The organism is Paenibacillus tyrphae (assembly GCF_027925525.1).
In the GTDB taxonomy this organism is placed as follows: domain Bacteria; phylum Bacillota; class Bacilli; order Paenibacillales; family NBRC-103111; genus Paenibacillus_G; species Paenibacillus_G tyrfis_B.
Map to the genome: position 1 here is coordinate 48,162 of NZ_BSDJ01000042.1, position 12,733 is coordinate 60,894.

A 12,733-nucleotide genomic window follows, 5' to 3' on the forward strand; every position below is an offset into this window, starting at 1 on the left:
CCATGCGCTTCGGACATTGGCTGCAAATCGGATTGTTTCTCGCTTTCTTATGCGCAGGGACGGTTTCCTCGCTCTATGCTTTCGGCTTGGGCTATGCCGTCTCGGAGACAGAAAACCGGGCGCTGGCCTCGCTCCCCCGCTGGTCGATCGGCGAAGTGAAGTCCGGCACATATTTCCGCCAGCTGGAAAACTATTGGGCAGACCACGTCGCTTTTCGCGACACCTTGGTCAGCGCAGGCCAAAAGGTGGCCTCTTGGCGCGGCTTGTCAGGCGGAGAGCATGCCGTCCTGATCGCGTCCCAAGCGAACAATACCGGCGGAGCGAACGCTGTCCCTGCCCAAGAGCAGACCGCCTCTGCTTCTTCGATTGAAGCTGCCCCCCGAACAACGGTCCCCGAAGCCCCGCGTGCCGTCGAAGGCACGTCTCAAGAGGCCTCCGCCTCCAAGGAGAAGGGACGCGTCATCGGAAAAGTGTTGGTCGTAGGCAACAAAGCGGTGAATCTGTTTACCTCTGATCCTGCCGCCGGACAAGCCTATGTCGATGCCGTAAACCGGTTCCGCGACGAATTCTCGCTCGCACTGAGTGGCGAAGCAGCGACCTTCGTGCTTCTCGCGCCGACGGCAGCGGAATGGGTATCCGCAGCTTCGCTGAAATCATTGTCGGACTCCCAGCGCCAAACGATCGAGGATGTCTACAAGCGGCTTCATCCGCAAGTGAAGACGATTGACGCATGGTCCTCCCTGAATGCCCACAAGCAGGAGCCTTTATATTTCCGTACGGATCATCACTGGACTGCGACCGGCGCCTACTACGCTTACGAGGCTTTCATGAATGCGCAGGGCGTCCCGCCCGTTCCGCTAGCCCGCTATGAAACGGAGAACGTAACGGGCTTTTTGGGCTCCTTATATTCCGCGACCTTGAGCTCCCAGCTTCAGAAGGCACCGGATACTCTTGTGCTGTACAAGCCGTTCGTCAAGCACGAATATGTGGTGCACTACGCCGCTCCGCTGCGGATGGAGCTGCTGGACAAGAGCCATGCGGCCAAAAAGAACAAATACCGGATCTTTCTCAGCGGCGACCGGCCTTGGGGCCTCATTAAGACCGAAGCTGAGAGCGACCGCCGGATCGCCGTCGTCAAAGATTCGTACGGCAACGCGCTGATTCCTTTTTTGCTTCCGCACTATAAGGAAATTTACGTCATCGATCCGCGCCAGTTTGACCAGCCGCTCGTTCCTTTTTTGAAAAAGCGCCAAATCCGCGAGCTGCTGTTCCTCAACAATACGGAAGTCGCGATGTACGACGGCTTTTCGCAGCAAATCGGCAAGCTGCTGACGACTCCTGGGGCGGGTGCAAAATAATCCCCCGGAGCGTGCCTTCGATCCCCCGTGGCCATTCAGCGAGTTGATGCCCGGCTTCGTTGTACTATATAATTGGCTGACATCATCAAGAGCAGCGTACTATTGGGGGAATTTGTCTATGTGGAGCAGCGTGTTTGAAATGCCATATCCTATGCGGGAAGGAACGACTCAAGCCGAGCTTGACCGCTTAGTACAGACATGGAACAAGAAGCTTTCGCCGCAAGAAATCGCCGGGATTACGGAGCGGCAGAGGAATCCTTTTCCTGTGAATCATCCGCTTCATACGCAATACAAGCCGTTTGATCCGTCGTTGTGGAATCTGCCGCAGAAGAAGCTGCCAGACAGCTACCTGGACTTTTTGCGCTATTCGAACGGCGGGGAATTTCAAACCGGAGAGCGTTATTTTCAATTTTTCGGCACGAACGAATTGAGAGAATACAACTTGGCGTACGAATTCCCCGAATATATGGCCGGCTCCGTTTCGATCGGGATGGACGGCTGCGGGAATCATTATATTTTGGATATGAGAGAAGAAATGAACGGGGACGAGTATCCGATCTTGGCGGCGCATTCCGGCAATCTGGGCTATGAGGATTGCAAGCAAGTCGCCCGTTCGTTCCCGGAGCTGTGCAGGGGAACCACATCGATGGATGGGGAGCTGGATTAAAGCTCGGCGCCGGAAAAGCTGCGGCCCGCCATACTTTAGCCCAAGGCCCCGGGCCGCAGCTTCGTAATTATCGATCGGGCAGCGCCCCTCTCTGCTCCTTATTCGTCGGCACTTCCAAGTGGCGTCAAAATCCGGACGTACTGCTCGTGCCAAGTTTTCCATTCATCTTTCCGAAAGCCGGCTGCCCGGCCTGACAATAGCGCGTCGATCACATCCAGACATACGTGCTAGCCCGCCAGATCCTTGGAGGTGTGGCCGGTGATCTTGCTAAGCTGCTCGACGAGAACCAGCAGGCAGCCCTCAGGCTCCGGGTAGAGCTCAAAACGAACGCGATCCTTGCCCCAAGTGTAACCGAGTACCGAATGCCTGGCAAGATCGGTAATCGTAAGCTCTTCGTATGTTCCGTCCTGCATGTCGAACTTGATCAGCCCGCCCTCGCGCAGCTCATCGATCCGAAGCTGAGGAAACCACTCGGCAAGCCGGTCGTTCTCCGTTAGAACCGACCAGACTTGATCGACGGAATGCTTCAGATGACGCTCGAAACGGGCCGTATACCCGCCGTCCGCTTTTTGAATGGAAGCTAACATGTTTTATTCCCTCCGTACGTAAATTGCGCTCGCAGCAGTCCACCCTCGTCAGACCGCGATGGCTGCTTTTTCCACTTTATATTACCATTTGGCGGTTATTTCATACCTCCTTGAAGAAACCGACCTTCAGCGTAGGCTCGCTCTCGTAACCGTTCTCGCTCCCTTTAAGGTCGGTCGCTGAAGTATCGTATTCTGCATTTATTTTTGCATCCGGACTATTTACTTATAATTCCGATTGTGATACTTTGAATAAAAAATGCAGTGAAAGGAAGAATCCCCCATGGCTAAAGTCGAAAGCTTCGAATTGGATCATACGATTGTTAAAGCGCCGTACGTCCGTCTGGCCGGTACGGAGAAAAACGAAAAAGGAAGCACCATTCAGAAATATGACCTGCGTTTCCTGCAGCCGAATCAAGAGACTCTGCCTACGGCCGCCGTACATACGCTGGAGCATTTGCTTGCCACCTATCTGCGCGATGAATTGACAGGAGTCATTGACGTCTCTCCGATGGGCTGCCGAACCGGATTTTATATGATCCTATGGGATGAGCATGAGCCTGCGGACGTTGCTGCAGCGTTGACGAACGTGCTGAACAAAGTCATCGCCACGGAAACGGTGCCTGCCGTCTCGGCCTTGGAATGCGGCAATTATAAAGATCATTCGTTATTCAGTGCGCAGGAATATGCCAAAATCGTACTTCAGGCCGGCATCAGCGACGATCCGTTCCGCGCTTAATGAGGGGTTCGAGGATATGCCGACCCTTGATTTTACTGGCAAAACGCTTGGTACCTTATTGCAGCCCGTTCTCCCCGGAGGGGGCGGGCTGCATTTTTTTCCATTCTTCAGGACGTCGGCCCGTTCAACGAGACAGATAGGCTCCCACGATTTGTATTGACGATCGAGAATCATATTTGATATGATCTTTACCGATAATGATTCTCATTTTCAATCCTGAACTGACGGAGGGAACTCATGTTTAAGAACAAACCGCTTCGGGCCGCAGGCCTGATTTATTTGCTTCTCGTTACGCTGCTCACCGCTTGCGGCGGTACGGCAACGACCGCCGGCGATCCCGCCCCGGCCAAGCAAGCTCCCAAGGAGCCGTCGACGGAAGCATCGGCCGCCGCAACGCGCAGCTTCTCCACGGTCAAAGGCAATATCAACATCCCGGTCAAACCTAAACGGATCGTCACGGATTATTACGGCGGCGAACTGCTATCCGTAGGCGCCAATGTGGTCGGCGTCGAACCTACCACCTTCGACAATCCGTTTCTGAAGAAGCTGCTCACAGGAGCCGTCGACGTAGGCACGCCGGTGAATGTGGAGAAAACGCTGGAGCTTGCACCTGACCTAATCGTCGTTATGTATGATAAAAACTATGAAGAGCTTTCCAAAATCGCTCCTACCCTACATATTCCTTACGGCACGACATCCAACATTTACGAAACGGTAAAATTGTTCGGCGATATTGCCGGTGAACCGCAAAAAGTGGAGCAATTTATCGCGACATTCGATCAAAAGGCGGCGCAAGGACGCGAGAAATTGAAAGGGGTCATCGATCCGAACGCCACCGTCGGGCTCTACGAGTTGACCGATAAAGGTACTCTGTGGGTATTCGGGGACAACGCCGGACGAGGCGGCCAAACGGTGTATAACGCGTTGGGGCTGAAGATGCCGGACTTGGTCCGTTCGGAGATTAAAGGCAACACCGGCTCCGTGCAGCTGTCGATGGAGGTGCTGCCTAAATATGCGGCCGACTACATGTTTCTGACGACCTATGATCCGGAGAAAAAAGGCGAAGCTTTAAAGCAGCTCCAGGCCTCGTCGGTGTGGCAAGGCCTGAATGCGGTTAAGAACAATACGTTGTTCATGAATGACTTTGATACGTTCTACCGGTACGATCCGATTGCCGTTATGGGGCAGATCGACCTATTTGTGGACATGCTGCTTGCGAGAACCGCAGAGAACAAGGCGAACAAGAACTGATCTAGCCTGTTTATCGCAAAATAGACCGCTTCCTTTGCCGGAACGGTCTTTTGGCTTACCGCTTGAGCCCCTCCACCAATAAGGCAATGACCGTCATGGTCTCCTCCAGCGCTTGCTGCTGATCCGGCATCTGCGCAATCCAGAGCGCTGATTCGTTCAGTGCGCCCGACACAAAATGCGTCATGGCCTCGATGGATGCAGGCCGGAAGCACCCTTGCTCTTTCATAATTTGAAGCTGCCCGCGCAGCAGCCGCATCGAATGCTGCTGATCCATTTTGCGCCAGACGTCCCAGCCTAACACGGCAGGGCCATCGATCAGCAGAATCCGTTGGCTCCGGGGTTCTACCGCCGCCTTAACGAAGGCGCGGCACCCGAACAACAGCTGCTCCCACACATCGTTGCTTTGGGATGCCTCCGCCTCGACCTGCTCCGCGACCTCCTTCTGCACCGCTTCCAGAACGACGTGAAACAATCCTTTTTTATTCCCAAAATGATGGTAGAGTGCCCCCCGCGTCAGCATCGCCTCGCTTACAATCTCTTCCAGAGCGGAATCCGCATACCCTTTTTCCGTAAAGTGCCTTCTGGCAATGGCGATCAGCTTGCGAATCGTTTCATCGGTTTCTTCTCTATTTTTTTTCACAGAACAATGCTCCCTCCTTCCGGTTCGTCTGCCCGGTTAGTCGAAGCTTCTCAGCAGCTCCAATACTTCCTGGTCTCCGGATTTCGCCAGTGAACGCAACCCGTGCCTGGCGATCCAAACGATGTGCTTCCCTCCGCGGTTCAATCGATCCCGAATCCAGTTTATCGTAATCTCCCGGTGGTCTTTCGTCAAATCGTTCAAATGATTGGCGACCGATTTCCTGACGTATAAGGAAGGATCGTCTATCAGCGGCTCCAGCAGAGCAAGGTTGAACGCGGGGTCTCCCCGGAGGACTCCGATTCGTTTGGCCCAAGGAAGACGCGGACGGGTTCCCTCGCTGACGAGGCGGCGCACATGAAGGCTGGGATCATGAGTCCAGCCGTTCATCAGGCGCAAGCTACCCTCCAAATGATGCTCCAAATAAGGGTGTATCGCGTATTCCGACGTATGCCGTTTGGTGATTTCGTAGAGCGCCTCCATGGAAAGCCCTACGCATGAGGCTGGATCAGACCGGTCAGCCGATGCGCCAGCTCGGCCCCGAAGTAATGCTTCAAGGCTGCGGTTTCACTCGTGCTTCTCCTCCGTCTTCGTTATCCGCCCAAACTTTCTCGGCATATTGCGTGCTTTCCGCTTGCGAAGGCGGAATAATTTTGATCACGTCTATTAAGACGCCGTTAGGATCGCACGTTATGAAGTGCCGTTGTCCGAACTCTTCGTCCCGCAGTTCAAGCTTCAAGGGCAGCTTCTCCCCGATAATGAGCCTCCGGTATTCCGCATCGACATCGTCCACTTCAAAATTAAGAATCAAGCCCTGCACCGGTCTGCAGTAGGCCTCGGGTATCGTATGATGCGCAGCGTCCAAGATTGCCAATTCGTAGGAAGCGCTGGCCTGGGACATCCGCAAGCTTACGTACCAATCCGCTTCATATACCGTTTCAAAACCGAAATGCGTTTTGTAAAAAGCCGCGCTCGCCGCAACCTGCTCCGTCAAAATAACCGGGTAGAAGCTGTTTGTTTTCATCGCCGTGATCCCCTTTGGAATTAAGAATAGTTATGCTAGTTGCATATTAACATACATACAGTATGTATGTAAATGAAAAGTTTCCACTTTCGACCATTAGCGACTTGAAAAACGACAATCATGTCGTTTATAATTGCCTTGCGACCAAAACCAACATTAATATCGTTTTGTTGTCAGGAGGAGCTGATTCCGTTGTCCCCCAAAGTAAGCGAACAGTACAAGAAAGACAAAAAACACGAGCTGCTGCAAGCGGCAAGGCGCGTGTTTATCCGGGAGGGCTATACGCAGGCAACGATGCAATCGATCATGAACGAAGCCGTAGTATCCAGAGGCGCGGTGTATTCGTACTTCGACAATATCGAACACGCGTTTATGGAAGTGCTGCAGTTTGACGATCGGCAGGACATCCTCTTCTTCGAGTTAGCCGATTCCTCGCCGCTCTGGCCCCAGCTAACCGACTGGGTCAACCGTCAGCGGCACAGCCTGAAGATAGCCGGGCAAACGCTGCTGCTGGCCAAGGCGGAGTTTTTTCTATCCCCCGGATACAGGCGGAATAAAGAAAGCTTCCCGTATATCGCGGAACGTTACTTGCAAATCAAGGAGGCCATCGAGTCGGTCATTGTCAAAGGAACGGAGCGGGGAGAATTCCGGCCCCGCCTTTCTCCGGAAGCGGTCGCCTTGTATTTCGTTTCGTTTATGGACGGCTTAATGCTGGATACGTTCCAACTCGGAGCGGAAACAACCCTTGTGGAGGAACAGTTGACCGTCTTTCTCTTTTCGTTGAAAGAATTGCTCCGCCCAATTGACCAGGTTTAATTACCATCCTACCCTAAGGGAGTGCTTGCTATGTTGTTCGAATCCGACAGAATCGTTTTTAGAAAAGCTACGGCGGACGATGCGGAGCTGTATCATGCGTGGAGAAACGATCTGGAGGTGATGCGTTCCACGAATCCTTCGCTCGATATTTACGATCTCGAAGAGACACGCCAATTTGTGCATCAAGTCATCCTGGGCTCCCCCTCCTCCAAAAGCTACATTCTGGTCGACAAAACCTCGGAAACGCCGTTCGGGATTACATCTTTAATCAACATCGATTCCAAAAACCGGAATGCCGAATGCATCATCGATATCGGCAACAAAGCTTATTGGGGGAAAGGCTACGGAACCGAAGCCTTAAAGCTGCTGCTTGACTATGCATTCCTGGAGCTGAACCTGCACCGGGTCTCGTTAAGAGTGTTTTCCTTCAACGATAGAGCGATCAAGCTCTATGAGAAGCTAGGCTTCCAGCGGGAGGGAATTTCCCGGCAAAGCTTGTTCAGAGAAGGGGCATGGCACGACATTATTCATATGGGGCTGCTTCAGCATGAGTACGTCAAACGGCTGCCCCGATGATTTCGGACAGCCGTTACACAATACTGATCTGGCGGGGCCATTCCCGCATTTCATTTAATTAATAGTCAACTCCACCCTGCGACTGCTGTCCTTGTAGTGATAGAAGCCCGGATTCAGCTCCAGTTTACCCGGCTTGGATAGCAGTCCGGGGTAGCGGTCCACTTTCTTGCTCGTACCGTTGCCGCCGGGGGGCGTTGGATTGATCGGAGGATAAACGACCTCTCCGTCTTTCTTGACAGACGTTTGCGAGACGACGATAAAATTCGGATCGGTCGAATACGATTCGACGATCAGATCTTCGCCCTCCTTGTAATACGTAAACGTGACCGGAAACTGGTCCAGCTTTGTTTCGATCGTCCGCTTCGTATCTGATGGAGTCTCCAGCGGATGCCACGCCTTAGAGCGCTTCGTGACGCGGGCGTCGGACAGCAGCAGCTTCATCGGTGCCGAGGACCAATCCTTGGACCATTCCGGCAGCTGGAAACGGAGATATCCGCCGCTTTTTTCTGTGGGCCAGTTTCCGCCGTTAATCGTTGTACCGTTAAGCACAAGCTGATTGGTATCGTAAAATACCGATTCCAGATCAGGGGATTTGGTTTTCAGCTTATCGTCGTACATCAGACGAACTTCCAACGGCATCACGACAAGCTCTTTCAAATCCATATCCGAATCGTTAGCAACCGCCGTCGGGTCAAGCGGTTTGCGGAATGTCGCCTGGCTCGCCTTCACACCATCGGCTTCAAACGACGTGTCCCACGTGCCCGCGATCGTTTGTATCGTATCCAAGTAAGTGAAGTACAGCTTGGCGCTCTTCAGCTCGGAATCCGTCAGACGGAATGTGTTTTGCTGGAGCAAAATTCCCGATTTCTCCGTGGGCAATGTAGCAGAATAACTCGAATCTACCCTTTTTTCTCCTATTTTAAGGAACAGCCCCGGATTCAACGTTCTATCCTCCGGTCCGTTAATCGGAATTTCATAACGCAGGGTCAGTACGTCGTTTTCCCTTGCAGTCGAAACGATCTGCAGCGTTCCGAAACGAGTCCGGCTATCCACATGGTCGTTATCCTTTAACGACATCGGGCTGGCGTCAAGCTCCGTATCTTTATATTTGTAAAAAACCAGATTTTTCAGCGACAGCTTAAGCCGGTCCTTCTTATTTCCCAGTCCATTTTGCGTTTCCAGCAGGCCGACCATCTGGTTCGGCGAGTCGGCTTTGCGGACGAGGACGTTCAGCCGCATCGTTTCGCCTCGGGAATTCGTTATCGTCTTGTGCTCGAAATCAGCAATGTGATAGTCCGGCAACGAAGGAACGTCTAAGGTAAACATAACATCCGTCCGGCGATCGTCCGTGACAACGCCATGGAGAGCCAAGGAAGCGCCCGCCGACGTTACCGTGATGTCCAGCGGATTGCCCAAGCCGGACTCCATTGCGGTCGTAAAGCCCAATCGGTCAAAAAGCACCGGCCAGCCCATCGATACCCCGGCAACGACCGGCGCGGCCACGATGACGGAGGATACCGCAATGGCTAACGGAATGAGACGTTTTCGGCTGCGGGCCAAGCTTCTGCTTCTCGGTGCTGCCGAAGCATTTTGCAGATTCGTATTCGTTTGAATTCTTTCCCACATCGCTTCAAAATCCGGAAGCTTGGGACGTTCCTTGCGCGCCAGCTCCAGCAATTGCTCTTCCGTCAGCTTATTCAAGACATTCCGCTCCTTTCAAATTTGGATTGCTCTTTCCCAGCTCAATTCTCATCTGCCGCAGCCCTCGATTCAATCTTGATCTTACCGTGCCCGGTGGGATATTCAGCGTCTCTGCAATTTCCTGCAGGCTCAGCTCGTGAATATACCGCAATGTCATTACCGTCCGATTCTTGACCGGCAATGACCGGAGCCACCTCTCCGTCTCCAGCTCGTTTTCCTTCCGCTCCAGCGCTTCGTCCGCCGCTTCCGTATCGCGTCTGCGCTCCAGCAGAAAATGCTTCAGCTCCTTCAGCACGCCCCGCTTCCTGCGGTCCAGATGGCTTTTGCACATATTCACGGCGATCCGCAGCAGCCATGGCTTGATCCGTTCGACGCCTTGCCGGTCCGTCTGGAACACCTTCAGGAATACCTCCTGGCAGATATCCTCCGCATCGGCGGCGTTGTGCAGCATATAGTGGCACAAATAGTAGACGTCCCTGCGGTAAGTATCGAATAATTCCCGGTCGGTCAACTCTTGCTCCCCCCTTTCGCGTTACGCCAATAAGACAAATAACCGGGGCTTTCGGTTCGTTTTTCCGGATGAAAAAAAAGACCGATCCTCCCGAATCGGTCGTGCATGTGCAATCAGCCTATTCCCGCTGCTCCAAATCGTTCTTCCATTGCTCTAGCTGCTCTCTAAGCTTAATATCGATGGACGAAAGCTGCAGCCAGCTGCACACCAGCGCATAAGTAAAGAAGCAGTAGCCTTCTTGCGGAATCCGCTCCATGAGCCGGAGAAACAGTTCGGATACCGCTTTTTCCAGCTCGGGATCGCCCTGCGCTTCATAAGCCAGTACGGCCACCGCCGCATTGACCGGCCAGTCCGATTGACCATAGCATAGAGACAGCAAGGCTTCGGAAGGCTTGGACGGGCTAAGCTGCGCCATAAGGAATACCGCCGCATACTGAATGCGCTGGAGCCAGCGCCAGCTCGATACCGATTCGGGCGGCTCCGGCGGATGAGTCAGGACGGCGAATAAGTCCGGCAGGTGCGCGGGGGTAAGACTTTGGGCGAGTTCGCCGGCGGTGCGGTACCAATCCTCGATTTGGTACGGAGTCATCGCCAATCGGCGGACGGCATCGGCCGCTTGGCCCGACGGCTTGGGCATAGCCGGCTGTGCGATGGGCCCCTCGTAACTCCATAACACGGCGCCGTTCTCGGCGATCGGCTGCCTTGGGTCCGGCTCCGGGACGTTGTCGATGGTCAAATTAAGCTCGGGCGGATTAGCGCTTCTGCCGAATTTGTTCAAGTAGAGCTCCATCGCACGAATCGCGCTCGGCGCCTCCAGATGGTTAATCGTCAGGCTGATCGTCCCGCCGCTTTCCAGATCCGGGTTTTGCTCCGCCACTTGACGCAGCACGTTGATGGAGGCTTCCTGCGGCTCCGGGATGTAATCGACAAAAGGAAGCTCGGAGCCCGGCAATAACGGCTTGAACAGCTCTCTCGCTCTGCCGTTTGAAGCGTTCGCTTTATAGTAAGCTTCGAGTTTCCCCAAGCGCTCGGCGTCTTGTTTGATCATATATTCGCAGTAAAGGATGGACGGGACCGCCCATTCGTGATCGGGCCGGATATCCGCAGCCTTGTTGTACGCTTTCAGCGCTTTTTTGTATAAGCCGTTTTCCAGATACAGGTCGCCCAGATCCAGATAGCCCGCCTCTTTCTCGGGGTCGAGCCTGCCTGCTTTCTTGTAAAAGCCGGCCGCCTTGCGGATGTTGCCCTGAGCTTTGAAGCAGAGCGCCATCCCAATGGCCGTATTCCAGCATTTATTCAGCTTGTAGGCCGTTTTGGCTGCCGCAAATGCGGCCAGAACATCCTCCTGTCTCCGGTGCATCGAGGAAAGCAGCCAGAACAACATATAAGCTTTGGGATGCGCCTGGCACATCTTTCGAAGCACGGACACTAAAGCGGCAAGCACCTTATGCCGTACATTTCCTTCCAACAGATCGAGGGATCTCATCACTCCGCTGACGAATCCAATGATCGTATCCGCTTCGATATGATCCACCCCGGCGATTCGCGTCTCCCATTCGCATACCCACACCAGATAAGGGACCTCGGGCTTTACTTTGATCACCTGTCCCAAGAGGCCAAAAGCTTCGTTAAAGCTGTTCACCCGGGCGTAAATATAAGCTCTTACCGCCAGAACGGCGAAATAATTGTTGTCCTCAACCGGCACAAAAGGCAGCAAATCCTCGCCCGCATCAATCCACTCGTTCAGGGATTGGAGCCATTCGGCGTTAGCCGGATCGGTCGACAAGGCACAGGCCAGATGGTATAGAGCGTGCTGGAAATCCCCTTCGCTTCGGGCTGCCTTATAAATTTCGAAATCCTGTTCAGGCGAAGGAAAACGGTGCTCCCCTTCGGTATGTTCGTGTTCCAATGCTCTCACTCCTATGTAAAATATGGTTTCGGCAGCACCGCTTCCAATTCCTTCAGCAGCCGTTTGCTTTCCTCCGTACGGAATTGCTTCAGCGCGGAGATCGCCGCCATCCTTCCGTTATGCATTCCGTTTTTGGCAACCTCGAACAAAGAACGGGCCGCTGCCGTATAGTTTCTTTTTCTTAGCAGGATAACGGCTTTTTCCTGGATAAACATGTCATCCGAAGTCACATAGCGGCAAATCTGTTCTGATTCCGCATAAGGCATGATCGTCAATTTGGAAAAAATAAGCTGCTGTATGTAATCCTCGTCAAGCTCTTCTTGCAAAAGGAGTTGATCGATCTCTTCAACGACCTTTAAGTCAAGCACGCTGTGCGCATGCTGCTCGTCCCGGTCGGACACGACAGGGTAATCCCGCTCCAATTGATCCCACTCCGCTCCGGGAGTTTGCAGGCTCTTCGCGATGAACCGTTCCATATGCCGGAATCCCGGCGACAAATCGGTCTCTTCGTGATTCAAGTAGCATATTTTATCTCGCAGCGGACCGTCGGTATACAAGCCTATGTAGTTGGACTGATCATCCGTAAGCAGCGGGCAGATGCCCCGGTGGCACGCCAAGTTCTGTAAAAAGTCCAGCATTTCCCGAATTTCTTCCGTAGTCAGAATACGATATACGTATTCGTCCGTATTCCAGCGTTCTTGATACTGACTTAAGCTTATTAGTACCTTGTCGTCGATATCGATGGCATGCTCCTGCTTTAAAAACCCGGGATCGAACGGCAGTCTGCTGTTACATTTGAAACGCTCGAAAATTCCCATGCCCTCTCCTCCTCTATGTGGCGTTGTCGTTAAGCTTCCCCAAAAAGCAAACTCAACCTTTTATCGGCCGCTCCCCAGTAAAATGTTAGTTTTAGAACGGATTGTAAGTTTCTTGACAAAAAAACAAGCACCCGGCGACAAC

The 12,733-nt window shown here is 53.2% G+C and carries 13 protein-coding genes and 1 pseudogene; 6 read left to right on the plus strand and 8 right to left on the minus strand.

Going from position 1 to position 12,733, the window contains the following annotated elements; genetic code table 11:
* Positions 1-2 precede the first annotated feature (2 nt).
* Both QMG93_RS31795 and QMG93_RS31800 read left to right on the plus strand, forming a co-directional pair.
* A complete protein-coding gene (locus QMG93_RS31795; protein WP_281943744.1) occupies positions 3-1,358 on the plus strand; it encodes a DHHW family protein in 1,356 nt (451 codons plus the stop codon).
* Between the two features lie 118 nt (positions 1,359-1,476).
* Positions 1,477-2,025 (plus strand): SMI1/KNR4 family protein, encoded by a 549-nt coding sequence (locus QMG93_RS31800; protein WP_281943746.1) that lies wholly within the window; start codon positions 1,477-1,479, stop codon positions 2,023-2,025.
* A 98-nt stretch (positions 2,026-2,123) separates the two neighbouring features.
* On the opposite strand, the pseudogene QMG93_RS31805 reads toward QMG93_RS31800, so the two are convergent.
* A pseudogene (locus QMG93_RS31805) lies at positions 2,124-2,612 on the minus strand (SRPBCC family protein).
* 280 nt (positions 2,613-2,892) lie between these two features.
* Here QMG93_RS31805 and QMG93_RS31810 point away from each other — a divergent pair.
* A complete protein-coding gene (locus QMG93_RS31810; protein WP_281943748.1) occupies positions 2,893-3,348 on the plus strand; it encodes an S-ribosylhomocysteine lyase in 456 nt (151 codons plus the stop codon).
* 237 nt (positions 3,349-3,585) lie between these two features.
* Complete coding sequence (locus QMG93_RS31815; RefSeq protein WP_281943750.1) at positions 3,586-4,599, plus strand: iron-hydroxamate ABC transporter substrate-binding protein; 1,014 nt, start codon at positions 3,586-3,588, stop codon at positions 4,597-4,599.
* Between the two features lie 55 nt (positions 4,600-4,654).
* On the opposite strand, the gene QMG93_RS31820 is transcribed toward QMG93_RS31815, so the two are convergent.
* The 3 genes from QMG93_RS31820 to QMG93_RS31830 all read right to left on the minus strand — a co-directional run bounded on the left by QMG93_RS31820 (position 4,655) and on the right by QMG93_RS31830 (position 6,260).
* A complete protein-coding gene (locus QMG93_RS31820) occupies positions 4,655-5,239 on the minus strand; it encodes a TetR/AcrR family transcriptional regulator (RefSeq protein ID WP_281943752.1) in 585 nt (194 codons plus the stop codon).
* A gap of 36 nt (positions 5,240-5,275) precedes the next feature.
* A complete protein-coding gene (locus QMG93_RS31825) occupies positions 5,276-5,719 on the minus strand; it encodes a DNA alkylation repair protein (protein WP_281943754.1) in 444 nt (147 codons plus the stop codon).
* A gap of 70 nt (positions 5,720-5,789) precedes the next feature.
* On the minus strand, positions 5,790-6,260 hold the full coding sequence (locus QMG93_RS31830; protein ID WP_281943756.1) for a VOC family protein: 471 nt from the start codon (positions 6,258-6,260) through the stop codon (positions 5,790-5,792).
* A 192-nt stretch (positions 6,261-6,452) separates the two neighbouring features.
* On the opposite strand from QMG93_RS31830, the gene QMG93_RS31835 reads away from it, so the two are divergent.
* Complete coding sequence (locus QMG93_RS31835; RefSeq protein ID WP_281943758.1) at positions 6,453-7,076, plus strand: TetR family transcriptional regulator; 624 nt, start codon at positions 6,453-6,455, stop codon at positions 7,074-7,076.
* 30 nt (positions 7,077-7,106) lie between these two features.
* On the plus strand, positions 7,107-7,652 hold the full coding sequence (locus QMG93_RS31840) for a GNAT family N-acetyltransferase (protein ID WP_281943760.1): 546 nt from the start codon (positions 7,107-7,109) through the stop codon (positions 7,650-7,652).
* Between the two features lie 54 nt (positions 7,653-7,706).
* Here the strand turns inward: QMG93_RS31840 and QMG93_RS31845 are convergent, their stop codons facing one another.
* From QMG93_RS31845 to QMG93_RS31860, 4 genes are all read right to left on the minus strand, one after another.
* On the minus strand, positions 7,707-9,353 hold the full coding sequence (locus tag QMG93_RS31845; protein ID WP_281943762.1) for a DUF4179 domain-containing protein: 1,647 nt from the start codon (positions 9,351-9,353) through the stop codon (positions 7,707-7,709).
* Positions 9,346-9,864 carry an RNA polymerase sigma factor gene (locus QMG93_RS31850; RefSeq protein WP_281943764.1) on the minus strand — a complete coding sequence of 173 codons (519 nt, stop codon included), beginning with the start codon at positions 9,862-9,864 and terminating at the stop codon, positions 9,346-9,348. Before QMG93_RS31850 ends, QMG93_RS31845 begins: the two co-directional genes overlap by 8 nt.
* Before the next feature lie 118 nt (positions 9,865-9,982).
* Positions 9,983-11,773: a tetratricopeptide repeat protein gene (locus QMG93_RS31855; RefSeq protein ID WP_281943766.1), complete on the minus strand. Its 1,791-nt coding sequence runs from the start codon at positions 11,771-11,773 to the stop codon at positions 9,983-9,985.
* Between the two features lie 11 nt (positions 11,774-11,784).
* On the minus strand, positions 11,785-12,591 hold the full coding sequence (locus tag QMG93_RS31860) for a hypothetical protein (protein WP_281943768.1): 807 nt from the start codon (positions 12,589-12,591) through the stop codon (positions 11,785-11,787).
* Between the last annotated feature and the right edge of the window lie 142 nt (positions 12,592-12,733).